The sequence below is a fragment of the Nostoc sp. DedQUE08 genome (genome assembly GCF_034530895.1).
Lineage (GTDB): Bacteria > Cyanobacteriota > Cyanobacteriia > Cyanobacteriales > Nostocaceae > Nostoc.
Map to the genome: position 1 here is coordinate 53,131 of NZ_JAVRCD010000026.1, position 19,157 is coordinate 72,287.

Here is a 19,157-nt window from a genome sequence, read left to right on the forward strand (position 1 = left end):
AGAAATGCAAAAATTCTGGAAATATCTGCTAGTTAGTCCAGCAGTCTGCGGTGTCATGCTATTTGTGAATACTGCTACATTTGCAGGTGAAACTTCTAGCATGTCTGAAATCAATCAAGTGCAAGTTTTAGCTAATCCAGACACAAAAGTTCAGACAAAAGCGCAAGTTACTTCTGTGTCTCAATTTTCCGATGTACAACCCACTGACTGGGCATTTCAAGCATTGCAGTCTTTGGTTGAACGCTATGGCTGTATTGCAGGATACCCAAATAGCACCTATCGCGGTAATCGGGCATTAACGCGATATGAGTTTGCTGCTGGTTTGAATGCTTGTCTCGATCGCGTTAACGAACTTATTGCTACAGCCACTGGCGATTTAGTTAACAAACAAGATTTAGCCACATTACAAAAGTTGCAAGAAGATTTTTCCGCCGAACTAGCGACACTCCGAGGTCGTGTGGATACAGTAGAAGCGCGAACTGCTGAATTAGAGGCGAATCAGTTCTCAACTACAACTAAATTGCAAGGACAAGTTGTTGCAGTTGTTAGCGATGTGTTGTCAGGAAATACAGTCAACGGTGCGGAAATTACAGATAAGAATACAACTTTAGGGTTACGGGCGCGGATAGAATTAGTAACCAGTTTCACAGGGAAAGATACGCTGTTCACCAGAATCCAGGCTAATAATATTCTCGGCCCTAATATTGGTACGCCAGAGGGTAACTTATTTTTTACTGGCGAGGATGGTACTACTGATGCTGCGATAGATGCACTGTTTTACAGATTTCCCTTGGGCGAAAAAACAGAGGTTGTTGCTATTGCTAATGCAGGTGCAGCAGACGACCTTACCACTACTGTGAATCTCTTTGATGGTGATGGTGCTTTTGGTGCTTTGTCCACCTTTGGTACACGTAACCCAATTTATAACCAAATAAATGGCGCGGGGTTGGGAGTAACGCACGAGTTCAATGATAAATTGGCACTAAGTCTAGGGTATTTGAGTGGTACAGCTAATGACCCTACACCCAATAATGGTTTGTTCAATGGTTCTTACGGTGCGTTGGCGCAGCTGACAGTTAAACCAAGCGATCGCATTTCTATCGGTTTAACTTACATCAATTCCTACAATCAACCACTACTCACAGGTAGCAATGCCGCCACTTTCCAGAATATAGCAGCTATCCAAGGTTTACCAGAAGAGCAAGTCGGATTTTCCAGTAATTCTTACGGTGTCGAAGCATCCATTGGCATCACTGATAACATCGTCTTAGGTGGTTGGGCTGGATACACCAACAGCCAAAGCTTGAGAGGAACTCGTGGAGACATTGATATTTGGAACTATGCTGTCACCTTGGGCTTCCCTGACCTCGGTAAAAAAGGTAACTTAGCAGGTATCATCGCTGGTGTGGAGCCGAAAGTGACAAGTTCTGACATCGCAGGGTTGGATAGCGATCCTGATACATCCTATCATCTTGAGGCTTTTTACCAATATAAGCTGAGTGACAATATCACCATTACTCCTGGAGTCATCTGGTTAACATCTCCAGATCACAACGACACGAATGATGATGTTGTTATTGGTGCATTGAGAACCACATTCAGTTTCTAATTTTTAAAATCTTAAAAGAAGACGCAAAAGATAAATTTGCGTCTTTTTTTGTGTATAGGTTTAAAAATAGAACTTAGCATTTTTACCCGGCTTGATATAGCAAGGGACTGGGGACTGGTGACACTTCGACAAGCTCAGTGCATCGCTGGGGATTGGGTGAAAAGTCTTGTTGTGTCTAAGTTTTATCATCTGTTAATGTCCTAACCACCAAGGCTTGTGCTATATCTGAAAACAACGCGAGTTTGACATTTAGGAAAAGTCAAAAAAGTTGCTCGATATGAATTTGCTTAATTGAACATCCACGCAGCTTGAAAAAAGTCGCGTTCGCAAAACATCGCATAACGATAAGTTGAATGCACAACAGAGTTGGTAGCGGCATAATTGTCAACCAAATTTTCTAATTGTTGTGTTAGTGGTTGAAAATCTGCGCCGCTATAAGTACGAATCCAGTCTGCATATTGATGATCGGGAATACCGTTACCAGCCAATTTTTCTCCTAAAAAGGCATACAAACGCATACAGGGAGACATCGCCGCCGCAGTTAAACCTACATCTTTGCTCCAAGCAGTTGCTAACAAAAAATCAGTATAGCGGCGGGTGGCAGATGTCGGTTCTACAGCATACAAATTGACTCCCCACTCAGAAGCATAACTACTATGCAGCCGTAGTTCTTCTAAAACTCCACTAGCTAAATTATGAAATGTGGTGAAACCTAACCAGTCTGGTGCTTTAGCTGCGGCGATACTGTAGGCACGGGCAAAAGCTTCTAAGAAAAAAGCATCTTGCCCTACGTAGTAAGCAAATTTAGCTCGATCAAGAGTACCATCGCCAATACCTTGAACAAAAGGATGCTCTAAGCAAGCTTGGGCTAAGTCTTGATTTGCTGCCCATAATTCGTTAGATAAAGTCATTTGTTATTTGTCATTTGTCATTTGTACTGCCCTTCAACTACGCTCAGGAACCGCGAACGCGAACAGCGTCTCGTAGAGAAGCCGTAAAGCCTGCGGCATAGCTTCGCTTAAGGCGCAGCGTCTCGTAGAGAAGTATTTGTTAACTGTTATTATCTCTTTTAAAAAGGGAAGAAATTGAGCAAGACTGAGCCAATACTTCCCAAAAAGTCAACGAAGCTGGGTTTACCAGTACTTACCTTCTCATTGACGGGTGTTTGCAGTTCTTTGATAAAAGTTTGGGCTGTTAGGGTTCCAGTGCTGTTGTTTTGGGATGTAAACAATTTTTGTGCAACTTGAGCATCTTGGAATGCACCTTGTCTATCTAGTATTTGGTAACGGGCGACACCACGAGCTAGATAAGCATCTGCATATTCTGGTTTAATTGCGATCGCTTGATTAAAATAACTGATTGCTTGCTGTTGGTTGCCTTTTTGCCCTTCTGCTACACCCAAAGCATAAAAATCTGCTGGTGAAGCAATTTGTGATGGTATCGCAACTGCACCTTGAAAGTTAGTCCCATTCAAGTAAGCGCCAGTTAGTTCTGCATTTGCTAAATAAGTATTTCTCAAATCAGCACCCGTCAAATTTGCCCCATTAAATTTAGCTTCGCTCAGGTTAACGCCAAATAAACTCGCGCCACTTAAGTTTGCACCCCGCAAATCTGCACCGCTCAAGTTTGCACGGCTGAGGTTAGCACCTGTGAGATTAGCACCGCTCAAATTGGCTCCAGATAAGTCAGCCATCACTAAACCTGCACTCGTCAAATCACAGTTTTGACATTGTTTGGTTGCTAATAACTGTTTAACATGTTCAGAATTAGCCGCTTGTACGGTCGTTGTCAAACTAATGGTGGTTAAAAATGCAACTGCACTTAGAAGTTGATTCTTCATATTTATGTAATATTTTTTACTTAATAGCAGTATGAACTGAGATGGATTTATACCTCAGCATTATGATATGAGCAATCTCAATAATTTGTCCTCTGTAGTTGCCTACATCACTTATAAATTGGTGATACCTTTCCTGTGGAACCTTACGCTAAAGGATTATAGAAAAGTCGGAAAAGTATAAATTGAGCCGATATTAAGATTGATAACCCCAGTAACAAGGGTAAATGAGCATCATTCGTCAAGATAAATGATACACTTTACTACAGGCGAAACTGATGTTACAAAATTAAACTCACTGCAAAATATCGCTTCCAAAAAATCATCTGTAACATCCAAATAATTAGTATTTTTTAAAATCAAGTCAATTAGTAGAGCAGTATCCAAGCCTAAAGTTTGCCCTATAACTGGACTAGTCATTGTCATCAGGGATGCTCTAACTCAGGAGCAAAATGATAGATTTGCTTTTGGATACCCTGATTTTAAATAAATATGAGACTATAGAAACATTAAGGCAGTCAGAAAAACGTGAGTCAGCAAGACAAACTCTTAGACAAAATTATCTCTGGGACTTCTGATACAGATATCCCCTTCGCCCAACTGTGGCAACTTTTATATACACTAGGCTTTGAAGAACGGATTCGTGGCGATCATCGTATTTTTGTCAAAGCCGATGTTGAGGAGATATTGAACCTGCAACATAAAAAAGGAAAAGCCAAAAGTTATCAAATTAAACAAGTTCGGGCAGTGATTCTCAAATATAAGCTAGGAAGTAAAAATGATGTTTCGGTATGAAATTATTCTCTACTGGAGTGAATTAGATCGAGCTTTTATTGCTGAAGTTCCAGAGTTATCAGGCTGTGCTGCTGATGGTGATACTTATCAAGAAGCACTGCATAATGTAGAATTAGTTGTGCAGGAATGGATAGAAACTGCTAAAGATTTGGGGCGTCCAGTTCCTGAGCCTAGACCACGTTTGATGTATATTTAATTGATACGCAAACCAAGTTAAACTGATTTTTTAGCACTATCAGAAATATTTAATACCACATTAGATACGGTTCGGAAAAATTTTCACTAAAAGACCTAAAAATTTCTACTGGCTGCCATTATAGTATCTAAGTTATAGCGATTCTCATTTGAATGGGTACATAGTATTGCCCATTATTGTCAACTTCAGATCAAATGCTTGTACCACAAGTCGAATTACCCCCCTTAATTCCCCCGATATATTGGGGGTAAACAAGAAAATCCGGTTCCCTCCCCTTTATAAGGGGAGGGTTAGGGTGGGGTAAAAGAATATTTGATACATTAATCATAACTTTTCAAACATTCTTTAAGTGAAAAACTTAGTTACTGGCAACCTTACAAATTACCATAATATGTGATTTGTATTTGTTAGTAGTATAGTGAATAAGTTGTAGTCCAGAACGTTCTAGCTCTTGCAATAGTTTAGGTATTTCATACTTGTGATGTCGCCAAATAGTAATCTCTTCACCTTTAGAGATTTCAATATTTTTATCTATACCCATGCGACTAAAATTTATAGTGTAATCATGACATAGTTTCAGATTAGCAACAATACTATCTGTTTTGAAATCGTATTTTCTCACTAGTTCGCAATCTTCAGATTTTATCCCAATCTTCTTTTTAACCCATCCATATATTTCTTCTACGTGATACTTGCAGCCACCTCTAACTATTCCATCCCATGTAGAGTTAGAACCAGTTTCGTTAGTAAATACTAAAAGATCATTTTTTCCCATGCTATCTCTAAAGTTTTTGAACACCTCATCTCTATTTTGATGATTTCCAATGGTAACACCTAAGTGTAAAAATATTTTTGCTGTGTCGTCCATTTCAAGGCTAGCTTGATTTTGGAATAAAATTTTGGGTACACAACTACTTTCTATGTCAATTGTGGAACTGAGAAAATCGATGAATGGAAACCATTTTTTAAAATTACTTTTGGAGACATGAAGCAATTCTTCGCTAATATCTAAAGCAATATATTTGTTAACCTTTTCTAATTGATTTAATTTGCGGATAAATTTTTTAACTGGATATGAATTCCCTGCACCAACGTCTATAATATTTACTCTATCGCCAGCTTTGATATTACTATTCAGGTATTTAAAATTATCTTTTAAAAGGTCAATTTCTACATTTGCTCTTCCATACCATCTAGGAATAGCGTGTTTCAAATAAAAATCGTTCCAAATTTTGGCACCTCTCCCTTTATAAGAATACTTGAGAGGAATTTCTCGTCTGACTTCTAATGCATGAATTATCCCTGAAACTTCTTCTTCAGAAAAAAGAGAGTAGAACTCAGAACTTGGCTTTGCTGTGCGACTGATAGCAGGTGAAATATCACAGGGAAGTTGGGAATTGCTATGAAAATTTTGAGCCATTATTCTTGTTCTTTGGTTTTCTTCGGTCTGGAAATTGATTAGCCGCAATGCTTGCTAAAAATGTATTCTCCCATGCCACTGTCCCAAAACTCGGAATTTGCACCACAAACAAGAGAGGTACTCTATATTTCACATTCGCCACTATCAAATGGTCAATTGTTTTTTTACAATCAAAGTACGATAATTTTCCAATGATACAGGGGTGAATTGCAGTGGTTCAGCAACCAGAACTCCAGGAAACTTCGTCGATAAAGGCAACCCAGCGCGTGCTTAAAAGTTTAAGCACTTACCGATGGACTTCGCTTGGAGCATTGGTCAGCCTGTTGCTGTTGACGATCGCAAACGCACTCACTCCACAACTATTTCGGTGGGGAATTGATGAAGGAATCGCGCCAAAAAATCTCCAAATTGTGCTATATAGCGCCGCCTGGATGGTAGTTGCCGCGATCGCTCGTGGTGTATTTAACTTTGGACAAAGCTATTTAGCAGAAGCAGTGTCTCAGGGTGTTGCTTATGACCTGCGAAACAAAATTTTCAGCAAAATTCAAAATCTCAGTTTCAGCTTTCATGACCAGGCGCAGACTTCCCAACTACTAACCCGTGTCACCAGCGACATTGAACAAATTCGTACCTTTGTTGGTACTAGTTTAATTCAGGTCGTCAGTTCAGTTGTGACATTGGTGAGTATTTCGGTGGTTTTGCTGGTAATGAACTGGCAATTAGCACTGATTAGCCTAACAGCAGTGCCGATAACCGCATGGTTAATGGCACGATTCGTCAGCCGAAATAACAAACTTTTTCGGCAAGTACAAGAGCAACTGAGCAACCTCAATGCTATATTGCAAGAGAACTTGCTAGGAATCCGCGTAGTAAAAGCCTTTGTGCGGGAGTCAACTGAAAGGTCGCGTTACACAACTCTGAATGATGGCCTAGTCAAGGCAAACATGAAGACCATTAGCGCCATCCGCGATACCTTCCCCTTGATATTCTTGCTGAGTAATTTGGTAACACTGGCAGTTTTCGCCTATGGGGGAGCGCAGGTGATTGGGCGCAGATTCTCCATTGGCGAACTGGTGGCGTTTAACTCCTACCTAGCGTTGATTCTCCAACCGATTTTGTTGATTGGATTTGCCGCACCCGCGATCGCTCAAGCAGCTGCTTCCGCCGAACGTGTCTACGAAGTTGTGGATGCAGAGGTAGAAATTCGCGATCGCCCCGGTGCTGTCCCCTTTGACATCTGTGGTGGTAGAATTACCTTTGAAAATGTTTCCTTTCGCTATCCCGGAGCGACAACCGAAACTCTCAAAGAAGTATCCTTTGAAACCAAGCCTAACGAGCTAATCGCCGTTCTCGGAATGACTGGTTCAGGAAAAAGCACAATCATGAACCTGATTCCTCGCTTTTACGATGTCACCAAGGGAGCAGTTCGCATTGACGGACGAGATATAAAAAGTTTCACACTCAAAAGTCTCAGATCGCATATTGGTATTGTTTTTCAGGAAACCACCCTCTTCTCTGGCACAATCCGCGAAAATATTGCCTACGCCAAACCCGATGCTACCTTAGAGCAAGTGATTGAAGTTGCAAAAACCGCCCAAATGCACGATTTTATTAGCGGTTTACCCGATGGCTACGAGACAATTGTGGGCGAACGGGGCGTAGGCTTATCTGGTGGACAAAAGCAGCGAATTGCGATCGCTCGTACCTTACTAACCGATTACAGCATTCTGATACTTGACGATAGTACCTCAGCTATAGACGCGAAAACTGCTGCCCAAATTCAAGCCGAACTAGATGGTTTAATGCGCCAAAAAGCTTGTACAACCTTTGTAGTAGCTCAACGTATTAGCACCGTGAAAAATGCCGACCGCATTTTTCTCATGGATAAAGGACGCTTGGTAGCACAAGGCACTCACGAAGAATTGATGCAAACCAGTCCACTCTACGGTGTGATTTTGGAATCTCAGGTAAAGCCGAAGGAGAAAAAATGATCTCCAATTAGCATCATTAATTTTGCTTACAGCCTTGTAATCAAGACTTTTAATCTAAAATCCAAAATCTAAAATCCAAAATTTTTATGAGAGGCACTATTCCCGTTGTTGCATCTGAGGAAAACGCGAGTCAGCAATTTTCCACCCTGCGGCGCTTTTTACAATACGTGCTACTTTATCGCAAAGAAATTCCCATCGCCCTGACATTAGTATTAATTGGTGCCATAACTCAGGCGGTTGGGCCATTCTTTCTGGGCTGGTCGATCGATCATCTGATTGCACAAGGTAATTTGCAAGGACTGCTGCTGTTGTTAGGACTACTAGGGCTGAACTATGGGCTTGGTGTCTTAGCAATTCGGGGTCAAATTATTCGAGTCGGCTGGATTATGCAGCGATTGCTGGCTCAATTGAGGCAAGATATTTTCATTAAAATCCAAAGTCTGCCACTCAGCTTTTTCGATCGCAGCGAAGCAGGCGATTTAATGAGCCGATTGCTGAATGATGTCAACACCGTGAATCAAGCATTTGGACTGACAATCGCCCAAATGCTGGGCAATACTTTCAGTTTGGTGGGCATTGTGATTGCCATGCTCTCAATCAACCTGCAACTTGGTTTGTTGAGCAATCTAGTTGTGCCACTGATGATTTTTACCACAAGTTTATTTGCACGTTGGGCAAGAGTCAGATTTCGCGTCACCCGACAAACTATTGGGGAGCTTTCTGCCAAGTTAGAAGAAGATATTGGCAGCGTGCGAGAAGCGCAAGCATTTAATCGCGTACAGATGAATATCAAAGAATTCGACGTTCTTAACGCCGCCAATAGAGATGCCAACGTTGAGGCTGTGGCAATTACTTCAGCTTTTTTACCCTCGATCGATTTTCTCAACACATTAGCAACGGCAGGCGTACTAGCCTATGGCGGTTATCTAGCGGTAACAGGAGCTGCAACAGTGGGTGTAGTCACATCCTTTTTACTTTACGTCCAGCAGTTCTTCCGCCCGATCCAAATTCTCAGCCAGTTTTATACTCAAGCTCAATCTGCTTTTGCCGGATTAGAGCGAATATTTCTATTATTAGATGAACCGTCAGAACTCAAAGATGCACCCGATGCCATAGAAATGCCGCCTATTCAAGGTGAGGTGACATTCTCAAATGTCAAATTTGGCTATAACCCGGATCGACTGGTTCTTAAAGGAGTGAATTTACACGCCTATCCAGGACAGATGGTTGCATTAGTCGGGCCAACCGGTTCGGGAAAAAGTACAATTATTAACTTGATTTTGCGCTTCTATGATGTATCAAGCGGTGCAGTGAAAATTGACGGTCTTGATGTGCGTAGCGTGACTCAAGCGAGTCTGCGCCGTCAAATTGGCATCGTTCTACAAGATAATATTTTATTCACCGGTACCGTCGCCGAAAATATAGCTTTTGGCGCTCCTTACGCCAGCCAAGCTGATATCGAAGCGGCTGCACAACTGGCAAATGTGCATGAGTTCATTACCTCACTACCACAGGGTTATACAACTCAATTGGGGGAACGGGGAGCGCCTCTGAGCCAAGGACAGCGACAACTAATCAGTATTGCTCGGGCGGTATTAATTAATCCCCGAATTCTGATTCTGGATGAAGCCACTAGCAGCATCGATACCCGCACAGAAGCACTAGTACAAAGTGCGATCGCTCGATTACTCCAAGGTCGTACTAGTTTCGTAATTGCCCACCGTCTCAGTACAGTTACTCAAGCAGATCGGGTATTAGTAATTCAGCAGGGAGAAATTGTCGAACAGGGTACTCACGCCGAACTCATTAATCAGCAGGGTGTTTATGCCAACCTATATGCCCTGCAACTGGGTGCAGCAGACACAATGGTTCTTGAAAACCAAAAGTAAAATAAATATATAGCTAGAATTTATCAATTACCAGCAGAAGAATGAAGTTACCTAACCTTGATTCACAAAGCATCGATCGCATCATTGAAATGGCATGGGAAGACAGAACATCTTTTGATGCTATTGAGGCTCAGTTTGGGCTATTGGAAAAAGAGGTAATCGCCCTAATGAGGCGCGAAATGAAAGAATCTAGTTTTAAGATGTGGCGAAAGCGAGTCACCAAACGCAATACAAAGCATTTATCTCAGCGAGAATTTATTGCAGGCCGGTTTAAATCGCATAATCAAAAAACCTAAATAATTGGGTAAGCGTAGGCGTAGCCCGCACTTCTCTACGAGACGCTCCGCGAACGACTTGGCTCAGTGACCATCGTAGACATCACTCTTTTGCGATCGGAACCACCAAGGGCTAAAATGCTGTAGAAGAAATAAGGCTGCGATCGCGCTTCGCGTTGCCACAGGCATCGCTTGGACTCATTGAGTGAAAACTACCAAAGAGAGAAGCACAATGACGAAAGTTACACTCTACATTGCAGCTAGTTTGGATGGCTACATTGCTCGCAGCGATGGCAAAATTGAGTGGCTATCAATCCTTGATATAGAAGGTGAAGACTACGGTTACACTGATTTTTACAAATCGATTGATGCGATCGCCTTGGGTAGCAAAACCTATGAAGTAGGGCTGGGTTTCGATCGATGGCCTTATCCAGAAAAAAAATCTTTCGTATTCACCCAGCGTAATTTCCAATCCGATCGTGAGGACGTTGTATTTGTTTCTGACCCAGTAAAACAGGCGTTAGCAGATATAGAGGCTCAAGGTTTTAAAAATATCTGGCTAGTTGGTGGCGGAAAATTAATCAATTCGTTTCTTCAGCACAGCTTGATTGACGAATATATTATTTCAACGATTCCAACTATCTTAGGTGGCGGTATACATCTTTTTCCACCACCTACCCCTGAAGTAAAATTGGAGCTGATTAACTCACAACAATATCCAAGTGGTTTACTTCAAGCACATTATAGGCGAAAAGTAAATGGTTAAAATAATTCGTAATCCTTAACGATCTTCTCTACGAATTACGTTAGCGCAGCGTTAGCGACGCAGGAGCGTCATTACGAATTAGCTAAACAAGCTTCTGAACAGCGTTGCTAAAGTCTTCGTAAGGAGAAACCCCTACTATAGTTTCTGCTAAAATACCATCTTTGAAAATTAAAACTGCTGGAATACTGCGAAGACCGAATTTTTTGAAAATGGGCTTATTCCTGTCAACGTCTACCTTGACTACTTTAGCGCGACCTTTATATTCTTCGGCAAGTTGATCCATTAACGGACTGACTAGGCGACAGGGGCCACACCAAGTAGCAGTAAAATCAACAACAACAACTTTCTCTTCACTTCCATTTAAAACAACATCAAATTCACTTTCTTCAACGTAAGTAACTATGTCAGTATCAGTAGACATTTTTTAATTCCTTAGTGGCAAACTAAAATTTCAGCAAAAAACTAACTATACAAACTATACTCCCTTCTGAGTGCCAGATTTATTAGTTACCTACATTCATGGGAAAACTCCCGCAGATGATTTTTGCTGACGAGGGTATATTTAATTACTTATAATCTTTTTACGTAGGGTGCGATCGCATAACGCACATTACTATCTAAAAACCCATACCTTCAAGGCGTAGAAGCGTCAACAGTCATCCTGCTGGCCAAATAATTCTAACAACCCAATTGTGCCGACAAAAAAAGTATAAGTAGCATATTTTATTGGTATCTTTTGTCTTGAAGGTGCATAAAAAGCTGCTATAATACTTTCAATAAAATGGCATATCATCGCAAAACGCTCAATCCAAAAAATTGGATTAAGGCTGCTTGGTACATGAATGTTAGTTATTACTGCATAAATATTCCACGATTCCAATCCAATTGCGCTTGTTATCAGCGCTGTAGATATAATTTTTATAAAGATATAAATCTTTTTCTTGATAAACTTTAAGTCCATACTGCCCAAAATAATATTTAACATATCTACAATACTTGGAAAATTAACCAAAAAGTTAATATGTGTTGTCTAAAAATTTGCCTTAAGCCAACCAATTTTATTTTATAATTTTCATTTTTACAAAAGTCTATAAAAATATAAATATGCTAGAGGTAAATTAGCACAGCTAGCTATATGCCCTCACGATGATAACCTCTATATTAGTAACTTACAAAAAAGAAATTATCCCAAATTATTCGTACATTTGTATTATAGTCCCACATTTGGGCATCCCTAAGATAAGATGTTTTTTAACTGGAAGTACCTGAAGTCAATATTCCCAAAATTTTGAGAAGAGAACAGATTAAAAACTATGAACGATCGAGATTAAATCGCCAGATATTTAAAAAATGACAAAAGTGTGGAATAATACATAAGTGGAAAATTTAATTGCACTCCATAGATTGATAATAAATGTAAAGCTATGATTGCTCAACATTACAACTCAATTCATGTTGAAAATGACTTGCTTAAACAAATCAAAATTAAAGAAAATCAGCTAAAAATTGCACAAGAGTCTGAGATGCTTCATGTAGCAGAAGAATTACAGAGTCAATTATTAAAGCTACAATCTCAATTATCAGAGCCGCAAGAGCAAGACGTTGAAATTCAAGCGTTGATGAGTTTGCTAGACGAATAAAATTGTAAAATTTTGTTGCAAAATTTATTGGTAATACAAAACCTCTGTTGCCCAAAAGCAAAGCATAGTGATTGTGATGTCTGGGAATGTAGCTTATGTGCTACAGCTTAAGAATTAACAAGACAAGCAAAAGCCATAGAAGAGTGATGATTCTTACTTAGATAAGACGTTGGGGTTTTTGCTGAGTATGTGGTCTTTTGCTTTGCGGTACTGAATCAATCTTAAGAATAGGTTTAATTGGGCGCTGTTGTCTTTGATTAAGAATTTGAATTTCTCTCTCAATTGAATCTTTTCCTTGTCTAAAAAATTCTTGAGAATTATATGGAACCAAGTCACGGGATAAATGTTGAGCTTGTCTTGGAGTCAAACTAGGAACTGCTTGTTCAGCATTGGCACAAGTCTGTACAGCCAGTAAAAAAGCTGTTGAAAGCACCAAAGGTTTTATTTTTATACATCCGGTAAATATTAGGTTTAACATAGTTGATAGATCGGTTACGTGAAGACAGTTTCCAACCATATTAGTGTTGGTCTGATTATAAATAAAGTAGACTTATTCCCTTGCTAATTACCTCCTACAAATGGATGAATTATCAATTAATCAGCTAAACTATTAGTATAGTACAGCGTAAATACAGCTACTATCTAAATTAACCAGATAAGTTGCTCAAGCAACTGGTTAAAGTTAGGCAAACCTTCCATGACTTTAAATTTTGATGTATGTTTAAAGCAAGAGAATTGTGCTATTCAGTAGTGAATGGAATTTTCGCCTTTTGAAACACCTGCTCAACAGTAAATTGCAGTCCTTCAAACAAAGAATCTGTGAGTAGTTCTTCTCCCATATAAGTTTGTGGTGCTGTATCTGGATAAAAAACAGTAATGCTTCTGGCTTTACTATCTAATACCCATACCCACAGCACCTTAGCATCCAAATAGTCTTTGGCTTTAGCCGCCATTTGTCCAAAAGTTTGCCCTGGGGAAATAATCTCAATCACCAAATCAGGAGGAACAGAACATGCTCCTTCTTTATCCCAATCAGGGGGTAAACGTTCATTAGAAATATATAAAATATCCGGTATTGGCATCCAATCTCGCCCTCGACGAGTTAATGCAACAGCTAATTCTGGGCAAACTTCTCCTTTTCCCTCACAGCATTGCTCAATCAAATTCAAAAGGGCACGAGTAAGTTTAGAGTGGAATTTTTTTGGTGACATTTTAGGAATTGCTTCACCATCAACAAGTTCGTAGGTGATATCTCCCTCGCCTGGTGGAAGATTTAGGAACTCTTGCAAAGTTAATTGATTTTTGGCTTGGAGTATCATGACTCATTAATTCGTAATTGAAGGACAGAGCAACTAACTTTTATTCTGACTCCTGTTAGCGGTAGCGGGGCGTTTAGCCCATTCTGACTTCTGAATTCTTCTTCAAATTATTTACATTCCCCGCAACACTTGCCGAATAATATCCGATGGCACTTCATCGGTAATTGTTACCACACCAATCTCTGTTGGTAAAACAAACCGAACTTTCCCGGCTTGGACTTTCTTATCTAATTGCAACGCCTCAATAATTGCTTCAATATCTACCCCATCTGGTAACTGAGTCGGTAAACCCGCTTTTTGAATTAAAGCGTTTTGACGTTCTGTGTCTTCCTTTTGCCACAGTCCTAAATCCACAGCAATTTGACCGGCTGCTACCATACCAATAGCTACCGCTTCACCATGATTTACTAGACGATAACCAGTCAAACTTTCCACTGTATGACCGATGGTGTGTCCATAATTGAGAATTGCGCGTAATCCGCCTTCTTTCTCATCTTTGCCAACAACATCAGCTTTAGCTTGACAAGAGCGCGTTAATATGTTGGTTATTAGGTCAGGTTTGACATAGCGGAGTTGGTCGAGGCGTTTACTTGCTTCTAACTGGGCAAACAATTCGGCATCCCAAATCACACCGTACTTGATAACTTCTGCCATCCCTGCCCGAAACTCGCGCATAGGTAGAGTTTTTAACACATCTGGGTCAATCAAAACTAAACGCGGTTGATGGAATGCCCCAATTAAGTTTTTACCGTGGGGATGATTCACGCCAGTTTTGCCACCAATTGCCGAATCTACCATCGCCAACAAAGAGGTAGGCACTTGGACAACATTAATCCCGCGTAGCCAAGTTGCAGCCGCAAAGCCAGTCATATCGCCAATTACACCTCCGCCCAAAGCCACCATCGTAGAAGAACGTTCTAAACGGTTTTCCAAGGCTACATCGTAGAGTTTTTGGATGGAATTGAGGGTTTTGTAACGTTCACCAGGTGGTAGAGTGCAGCTAGCAACTTCAAATCCAGCAGATTTTAGGGATGTAATAGCTCTTTCGCCAAAATGCTTAAAAATCGTCGGATTAGAAACCAGCAAAACCTTCTTGCCCAACTTGAGACTGGCCATCTGTTGACCCAGTTGGTCTAAACTTGAAGGTGCGTTAGCGTAGCTCAACGAAGTTATCGCAATCTCATAAGACTGCTCTGGTAGATTTACATTAATTACAGAAGTCATTGCCCAACCCCAAACAAGCGTCCGTGGGCTGTATTGTATCGCAATCTAGAAAATGGGCATAGGGCATTGGGGATTGGGGATTGGTAAGAATCAGGGAAGCAGGGGGAGAAGTTGCAGTAACTATTTCTCTTCTACCCCCATACCCAATGCCCCATACCCAATGCCCAATGCCCTATGCCCAATACCCAACAACTAATGATTCAATAGATTTAGGAAGTATTCTGGAGAGCAATAAATGTTTGCAATTGTATCTTATATCGTCTTCTTGGGTTTATTCTTTGGCTTATCTGTAGGATTGCTGTTCGGTCTACGGACTGCCAAAATAATTTAATCGAGGTATATTCAACCCAAAACTCTTGTGGGGGCGGGCATCTTGCCTGCCCTCAGTTTACAAATAGGCTATAAAACCTTTACTTTTTCACCAAGTCCGGCAACGTGGACTTGGTAAAATTGCTGTTGGCTTTAGTCCGTCGGTACTTACTGCCTGATGTTGACAAGAAGTTAATTGTTTTTTCCTAAAGTATTGTTACCGCATCGTGATATGATTCAGCTGACTGAATGTGCAGTCATCATATTTAACTGTACTGGTTTCAAGTCCCGTGAGCTTGTCAGACGAATCAATTGCGCCCACTCCGACAACGCAACAAGATGCTAAAACTGGTTCTGGAGGCACAGAATCAGGTAACTCCATGCAAGAGTTCCATGAACTCTTCCAGCGATTGTTGGTAATCACGCTTGTCTTGACGGGGGTTATTTTTATCTCTGTGTGGATTTTTTATTCCTTAAACATTGCCCTAAATTATTTAATTGGGGCGTGTACAGGTGTGGTTTACTTAAAAATGTTGGCTAGAGACGTTGAGCAGCTTGGTAGTCAGAAAACCAGTCTGAGTAAAACTCGTTTTGCTCTGTTTATTGGAGTGATGATCGTGGCAACTCAATGGCGTGAGCTACAGATTTTGCCCATATTTTTGGGATTTCTAACTTACAAAGCCACGCTCCTCGTCTATATGGTGCAAATTGCGTTCATTCCTGATTCTTAAAAAGTCAGGCTCACAAAGATAGTAATCCCATCCTCGCTCGTTGGGGAAAATGCTTGAAGAATGCAAATGCTTAGTGTCTTAAACGCCTTTAATTCTTTTCCCCTCGCCGAATTAGAAGTAGGACATCATTTCTACTGGCAGTTGGGCAATCTTAAAATTCATGGGCAAGTTTTTCTCACCTCATGGTTTGTGATTAGTATTCTAGTAGTGGCTTCAATAGCTGCTACTCGCAACGCACAAAGAATTCCCAAGGGCATCCAGAATTTGATGGAATATGCCTTAGAATTTATTCGCGATCTGGCAAAAAACCAACTTGGTGAGAAAGAGTACCGCCCTTGGGTGCCATTTATTGGCACATTGTTCTTGTTTATTTTCGTATCGAACTGGTCAGGCGCGTTAATTCCCTGGAAGCTCATCAAGCTACCTTCAGGCGAGTTGGCTGCTCCCACCAATGACATCAATACGACTGTTGCATTAGCATTGCTAACTTCCTTAGCGTACTTTTACGCAGGTTTTAGCAAGCGGGGTTTAGGCTACTTTAAGAAATATATAGAGCCAACACCCGTTTTGTTGCCGATCGCAATTCTAGAAGATTTCACCAAACCCCTCTCCCTAAGCTTCCGGCTATTTGGTAATATTTTGGCGGATGAATTGGTTGTAGCGGTGTTGGTGCTGCTAGTTCCTCTATTTGTACCTCTGCCTGTAATGGCCTTGGGTTTATTTACCAGTGCCATTCAAGCTCTGGTTTTCGCTACCCTAGCCGGAGCATACATTCATGAGGCAATGGAGGGGCATGGTGGAGAAGAACATGAGGAGCATTAAACTTCTCAGTTGATAGCACAGTCAAGAAGAGCATATTCGCTCAAAACATCGCAAAGCGCGATCGAAAGAACTCCTGTGCAGCGTGAAAATCACGTTTCTAATCGTTAACGTAATGTCTGTTAGTTTTGTAATCAAAGCAAGGAAAATCAACATGGATCCATTAGTTCAGGCTGCTTCAGTTCTCGCTGCTGCTTTAGCGATTGGTTTAGCTGCAATTGGCCCTGGTATTGGTCAAGGAAACGCTGCTGGACAAGCAGTAGAAGGTATTGCTCGTCAACCTGAAGCAGAAGGAAAAATTCGCGGTACTCTGCTATTAACCTTGGCATTCATGGAATCCTTGACTATCTATGGTCTAGTAATTGCCCTGGTATTGCTGTTTGCTAATCCTTTCGGCTAATACCTGAAATTTTTGTGAGTGTGGAGACGTGAACCATCACGCCTCTACAATCGAAATGTTTTAGGTATCTCAATAGTTATAATGTTCAGTTGACCCTTGTTGGCTATGGGTCTCTAAAATATGAAAGGTTGGATGATGTTGCTAGCCATGAAAACTGCTACTCCAGCCAAAGAGGAGACAAATGTTTGATTTCGATGCTACCTTGCCCTTCATGGCATTGCAATTCCTGCTACTAGCAGCTTTGTTGAATGCAATTTTCTATAAGCCACTGACCAAGGTACTAGACGATCGCGATAGTTATATCCGAACGAATACCCTTGAGGCGAAAGAAAGCTTGGCAAAAGCCGAGCGTTTAGCCGCCGAATATGAGCAACAACTCGCAGACGCTCGTAGACAATCGCAAGCTACTCTAGAAGCAGCTCAACTGGAAGCTAAAAAAATTACTGCCGAGAAAATCGCTGAAGCCCAAAAGGAAGCTCAGTCTCAACGAGAACAAGCTTCTGTTGAAATAGAACAACAAAAGCAAGAAGCTTTTCGCACCTTAGAGCAACAAGTTGATGCTTTAAGCCGGCAGATTCTAGAAAAACTATTGGGGCCAACTCCAGTTAGATAAGCTAACTAGACTGGCTCTGCGAAAGCATACGCGCAACTGGGCCCTAGTCCAGAGCGCAAAATTTAAGTGTCAAATAAAGGCACTTTTTCCCTTCTGGGGAAAGATACTTAATTTCCTTACGGGGAAAAGATACTTAAATTTCCTTCCCTTGGGAAAAATACAACGTATTAGCAAGCGAGCAGCGCACTTGTAAATGGGTATCATGGGGACATTCTTATTACTTGCCGCAGAAGCGAACGCTGTTCACTCTGAATTGGCAGAAGGCGCAGCAGAAGGTGGTTTCGGTCTAAACCTAGACATTTTTGAAACCAATCTGATTAATCTAGCGATTCTGGTTGGCATCTTATTCTACTTCGGACGTAAAGTTTTAAGCAATATCCTGAACGAGCGACAATCCAATATTGCCACCGCAATTCAGGAAGCAGAAGGGCGCTTAAAAGAGGCAAAGACTGCCCTTTCCCAAGCGCAAGAGCAGTTGAAGCAATCTCAGGCAGAAGCAGAACGTATCCGCCAATCGGCCACAGAAAACGCCCAAAAGACGAAAGAAGCCTTGTTGGCGAAGGCAGCGCAAGACGTAGAACGCTTGAAACAAACAGCAGCAGCAGATTTAAATACCGAAACAGAGCGAGCGATCGCTCAACTGCGGCAAAGAGTTGCTGCACTAGCATTGCAAAAAGTCGAATCGCAACTCAAAGGCGGGATTGCCGACGATGCTCAACAAAGTTTAATTGACCGCAGCATCGCACAACTGGGAGGCAATGTATGACAAGTCAGGTAGCAACAGCCGAAATAGCCCAGCCCTATGCACAGGCACTTTTGTCAATAGCGCAATCGAAAAATTTGACAGAAGAGTTCGGGGAAGATGCGCGTACTTTACTGGGACTCTTAAGAGCCGACAAACAGCTACAAAACTTCTTCAGCAACCCGTTTATTCAGGCTGAGAACAAAAAAGCTCTCATCAAACAAATACTCGGTGAAGGCTCTAACCCCTACTTACGCAACTTTTTGTTAGTGCTAGTAGACAAACGCCGCATTGCATTCTTGGAATCAATTTTTCAACAATATCTGGCGCTGTTGCGGCAGCTGAATCAAACCGTATTAGCGGAAGTAATTTCAGCCGTTCCCCTCACAGAAGCTCAACAGCAGGCAATTATCCAAAAGGTCATTGCCATCAGTAATGCTCGCCAGGTAGAACTAGAAACCAGGGTAGACAGTGAGTTAATTGGTGGTGTGATCATTAAAGTAGGTTCGCAGGTAATTGACGCCAGTATTCGGGGTCAGTTGCGTCGCCTTTCATTGCGCTTAACTAATAGCTAGAAAGTTA

Annotated in this window: 23 protein-coding genes; 15 read left to right on the plus strand and 8 right to left on the minus strand. The window is 41.3% G+C overall.

Going from position 1 to position 19,157, the window contains the following annotated elements:
• Positions 1-4: 4 nt before the first annotated feature.
• Complete coding sequence (locus RMY64_RS18435) at positions 5-1,609, plus strand: iron uptake porin (protein WP_322674291.1); 1,605 nt, start codon at positions 5-7, stop codon at positions 1,607-1,609.
• A gap of 287 nt (positions 1,610-1,896) precedes the next feature.
• On the opposite strand, the gene RMY64_RS18440 is transcribed toward RMY64_RS18435, so the two are convergent.
• Both RMY64_RS18440 and RMY64_RS18445 read right to left on the minus strand, forming a co-directional pair.
• Complete coding sequence (locus RMY64_RS18440) at positions 1,897-2,520, minus strand: TenA family protein (RefSeq protein WP_322674292.1); 624 nt, start codon at positions 2,518-2,520, stop codon at positions 1,897-1,899.
• A 158-nt stretch (positions 2,521-2,678) separates the two neighbouring features.
• Complete coding sequence (locus RMY64_RS18445; RefSeq protein WP_322674293.1) at positions 2,679-3,449, minus strand: pentapeptide repeat-containing protein; 771 nt, start codon at positions 3,447-3,449, stop codon at positions 2,679-2,681.
• Positions 3,450-3,974: 525 nt separating this feature from the next.
• On the opposite strand from RMY64_RS18445, the gene RMY64_RS18450 reads away from it, so the two are divergent.
• Positions 3,975-4,241, plus strand: coding sequence for a type II toxin-antitoxin system HicA family toxin (locus RMY64_RS18450; protein WP_322674294.1), 267 nt, complete (start codon positions 3,975-3,977; stop codon positions 4,239-4,241).
• Positions 4,225-4,437: a type II toxin-antitoxin system HicB family antitoxin gene (locus tag RMY64_RS18455; protein WP_099103575.1), complete on the plus strand. Its 213-nt coding sequence runs from the start codon at positions 4,225-4,227 to the stop codon at positions 4,435-4,437. Before RMY64_RS18450 ends, RMY64_RS18455 begins: the two co-directional genes overlap by 17 nt.
• Before the next feature lie 358 nt (positions 4,438-4,795).
• Here the strand turns inward: RMY64_RS18455 and RMY64_RS18460 are convergent, their stop codons facing one another.
• Positions 4,796-5,857, minus strand: coding sequence for an L-histidine N(alpha)-methyltransferase (locus RMY64_RS18460; RefSeq protein ID WP_322700798.1), 1,062 nt, complete (start codon positions 5,855-5,857; stop codon positions 4,796-4,798).
• Positions 5,858-6,069: 212 nt separating this feature from the next.
• Here RMY64_RS18460 and RMY64_RS18465 point away from each other — a divergent pair, with 212 nt between their 5' ends.
• From RMY64_RS18465 to RMY64_RS18480, 4 genes are all read left to right on the plus strand, one after another.
• The gene (locus RMY64_RS18465) at positions 6,070-7,848 is read left to right on the plus strand and encodes an ABC transporter ATP-binding protein (protein ID WP_322700799.1); all 1,779 of its coding nucleotides are present in this window, start codon (positions 6,070-6,072) and stop codon (positions 7,846-7,848) included.
• A gap of 86 nt (positions 7,849-7,934) precedes the next feature.
• Entirely contained in the window at positions 7,935-9,737 is a 1,803-nt protein-coding gene (locus RMY64_RS18470; RefSeq protein ID WP_322700800.1) for an ABC transporter ATP-binding protein, read from the plus strand.
• Positions 9,738-9,778: 41 nt separating this feature from the next.
• Positions 9,779-10,033 carry a TIGR03643 family protein gene (locus tag RMY64_RS18475; protein WP_322674298.1) on the plus strand — a complete coding sequence of 85 codons (255 nt, stop codon included), beginning with the start codon at positions 9,779-9,781 and terminating at the stop codon, positions 10,031-10,033.
• Between the two features lie 211 nt (positions 10,034-10,244).
• Entirely contained in the window at positions 10,245-10,778 is a 534-nt protein-coding gene (locus tag RMY64_RS18480; RefSeq protein ID WP_322674299.1) for a dihydrofolate reductase family protein, read from the plus strand.
• 82 nt (positions 10,779-10,860) lie between these two features.
• Here RMY64_RS18480 and trxA read toward each other — a convergent pair whose 3' ends face one another.
• Both trxA and RMY64_RS18490 read right to left on the minus strand, forming a co-directional pair.
• Positions 10,861-11,199: a thioredoxin gene (trxA, locus tag RMY64_RS18485; protein ID WP_322674300.1), complete on the minus strand. Its 339-nt coding sequence runs from the start codon at positions 11,197-11,199 to the stop codon at positions 10,861-10,863.
• Between the two features lie 228 nt (positions 11,200-11,427).
• The gene (locus RMY64_RS18490; RefSeq protein ID WP_322684155.1) at positions 11,428-11,739 is read right to left on the minus strand and encodes a hypothetical protein; all 312 of its coding nucleotides are present in this window, start codon (positions 11,737-11,739) and stop codon (positions 11,428-11,430) included.
• Positions 11,740-12,202: 463 nt separating this feature from the next.
• Here RMY64_RS18490 and RMY64_RS18495 point away from each other — a divergent pair, with 463 nt between their 5' ends.
• On the plus strand, positions 12,203-12,418 hold the full coding sequence (locus RMY64_RS18495; RefSeq protein ID WP_099101757.1) for a hypothetical protein: 216 nt from the start codon (positions 12,203-12,205) through the stop codon (positions 12,416-12,418).
• A 157-nt stretch (positions 12,419-12,575) separates the two neighbouring features.
• Here the strand turns inward: RMY64_RS18495 and RMY64_RS18500 are convergent, their stop codons facing one another.
• From RMY64_RS18500 to aroB, 3 genes are all read right to left on the minus strand, one after another.
• The gene (locus tag RMY64_RS18500) at positions 12,576-12,896 is read right to left on the minus strand and encodes a hypothetical protein (RefSeq protein WP_322674302.1); all 321 of its coding nucleotides are present in this window, start codon (positions 12,894-12,896) and stop codon (positions 12,576-12,578) included.
• Between the two features lie 262 nt (positions 12,897-13,158).
• Complete coding sequence (locus RMY64_RS18505; RefSeq protein WP_322700801.1) at positions 13,159-13,737, minus strand: Uma2 family endonuclease; 579 nt, start codon at positions 13,735-13,737, stop codon at positions 13,159-13,161.
• Positions 13,738-13,848: 111 nt separating this feature from the next.
• Positions 13,849-14,961, minus strand: coding sequence for a 3-dehydroquinate synthase (gene aroB, locus RMY64_RS18510; protein WP_322700802.1), 1,113 nt, complete (start codon positions 14,959-14,961; stop codon positions 13,849-13,851).
• Between the two features lie 235 nt (positions 14,962-15,196).
• On the opposite strand from aroB, the gene petL reads away from it, so the two are divergent.
• The 7 genes from petL to atpH all read left to right on the plus strand — a co-directional run bounded on the left by petL (position 15,197) and on the right by atpH (position 19,150).
• On the plus strand, positions 15,197-15,292 hold the full coding sequence (gene petL, locus RMY64_RS18515; protein WP_099101760.1) for a cytochrome b6-f complex subunit PetL: 96 nt from the start codon (positions 15,197-15,199) through the stop codon (positions 15,290-15,292).
• Between the two features lie 268 nt (positions 15,293-15,560).
• Complete coding sequence (locus tag RMY64_RS18520) at positions 15,561-16,001, plus strand: ATP synthase subunit I (protein WP_322674330.1); 441 nt, start codon at positions 15,561-15,563, stop codon at positions 15,999-16,001.
• Between the two features lie 60 nt (positions 16,002-16,061).
• Positions 16,062-16,823 (plus strand): F0F1 ATP synthase subunit A, encoded by a 762-nt coding sequence (atpB, locus tag RMY64_RS18525; protein ID WP_012411161.1) that lies wholly within the window; start codon positions 16,062-16,064, stop codon positions 16,821-16,823.
• A 151-nt stretch (positions 16,824-16,974) separates the two neighbouring features.
• Positions 16,975-17,220 carry an ATP synthase F0 subunit C gene (gene atpE / locus RMY64_RS18530; RefSeq protein ID WP_012411162.1) on the plus strand — a complete coding sequence of 82 codons (246 nt, stop codon included), beginning with the start codon at positions 16,975-16,977 and terminating at the stop codon, positions 17,218-17,220.
• Between the two features lie 181 nt (positions 17,221-17,401).
• The gene (locus RMY64_RS18535) at positions 17,402-17,833 is read left to right on the plus strand and encodes a F0F1 ATP synthase subunit B' (RefSeq protein ID WP_322674306.1); all 432 of its coding nucleotides are present in this window, start codon (positions 17,402-17,404) and stop codon (positions 17,831-17,833) included.
• Between the two features lie 193 nt (positions 17,834-18,026).
• Complete coding sequence (locus RMY64_RS18540) at positions 18,027-18,599, plus strand: F0F1 ATP synthase subunit B (RefSeq protein WP_322674307.1); 573 nt, start codon at positions 18,027-18,029, stop codon at positions 18,597-18,599.
• On the plus strand, positions 18,596-19,150 hold the full coding sequence (gene atpH, locus RMY64_RS18545) for an ATP synthase F1 subunit delta (protein WP_322674308.1): 555 nt from the start codon (positions 18,596-18,598) through the stop codon (positions 19,148-19,150). The genes RMY64_RS18540 and atpH overlap by 4 nt, the downstream gene beginning before the upstream one ends.
• Positions 19,151-19,157: the final 7 nt, after the last annotated feature.

Bases quoted from the DNA above. Each gene is read 5' to 3' on its own strand.
- RMY64_RS18435 (WP_322674291.1), top strand. From the start codon at position 5: ATGCAAAAATTCTGGAAATATCTGCTAGTTAGTCCAGCAGTCTGCGGT.
- RMY64_RS18440 (WP_322674292.1), bottom strand. From the start codon at position 2,520: ATGACTTTATCTAACGAATTATGGGCAGCAAATCAAGACTTAGCCCAA.
- RMY64_RS18445 (WP_322674293.1), bottom strand. From the start codon at position 3,449: ATGAAGAATCAACTTCTAAGTGCAGTTGCATTTTTAACCACCATTAGT.
- RMY64_RS18455 (WP_099103575.1), top strand. From the start codon at position 4,225: ATGATGTTTCGGTATGAAATTATTCTCTACTGGAGTGAATTAGATCGA.
- RMY64_RS18460 (WP_322700798.1), bottom strand. From the start codon at position 5,857: ATGGCTCAAAATTTTCATAGCAATTCCCAACTTCCCTGTGATATTTCA.
- RMY64_RS18470 (WP_322700800.1), top strand. From the start codon at position 7,935: ATGAGAGGCACTATTCCCGTTGTTGCATCTGAGGAAAACGCGAGTCAG.
- RMY64_RS18475 (WP_322674298.1), top strand. From the start codon at position 9,779: ATGAAGTTACCTAACCTTGATTCACAAAGCATCGATCGCATCATTGAA.
- RMY64_RS18480 (WP_322674299.1), top strand. From the start codon at position 10,245: ATGACGAAAGTTACACTCTACATTGCAGCTAGTTTGGATGGCTACATT.
- trxA (WP_322674300.1), bottom strand. From the start codon at position 11,199: ATGTCTACTGATACTGACATAGTTACTTACGTTGAAGAAAGTGAATTT.
- RMY64_RS18490 (WP_322684155.1), bottom strand. From the start codon at position 11,739: ATGGACTTAAAGTTTATCAAGAAAAAGATTTATATCTTTATAAAAATT.
- RMY64_RS18495 (WP_099101757.1), top strand. From the start codon at position 12,203: ATGATTGCTCAACATTACAACTCAATTCATGTTGAAAATGACTTGCTT.
- RMY64_RS18500 (WP_322674302.1), bottom strand. From the start codon at position 12,896: ATGTTAAACCTAATATTTACCGGATGTATAAAAATAAAACCTTTGGTG.
- RMY64_RS18505 (WP_322700801.1), bottom strand. From the start codon at position 13,737: ATGATACTCCAAGCCAAAAATCAATTAACTTTGCAAGAGTTCCTAAAT.
- aroB (WP_322700802.1), bottom strand. From the start codon at position 14,961: ATGACTTCTGTAATTAATGTAAATCTACCAGAGCAGTCTTATGAGATT.
- petL (WP_099101760.1), top strand. From the start codon at position 15,197: ATGTTTGCAATTGTATCTTATATCGTCTTCTTGGGTTTATTCTTTGGC.
- atpB (WP_012411161.1), top strand. From the start codon at position 16,062: ATGCAAATGCTTAGTGTCTTAAACGCCTTTAATTCTTTTCCCCTCGCC.
- atpE (WP_012411162.1), top strand. From the start codon at position 16,975: ATGGATCCATTAGTTCAGGCTGCTTCAGTTCTCGCTGCTGCTTTAGCG.
- RMY64_RS18535 (WP_322674306.1), top strand. From the start codon at position 17,402: ATGTTTGATTTCGATGCTACCTTGCCCTTCATGGCATTGCAATTCCTG.
- RMY64_RS18540 (WP_322674307.1), top strand. From the start codon at position 18,027: ATGGGTATCATGGGGACATTCTTATTACTTGCCGCAGAAGCGAACGCT.
- atpH (WP_322674308.1), top strand. From the start codon at position 18,596: ATGACAAGTCAGGTAGCAACAGCCGAAATAGCCCAGCCCTATGCACAG.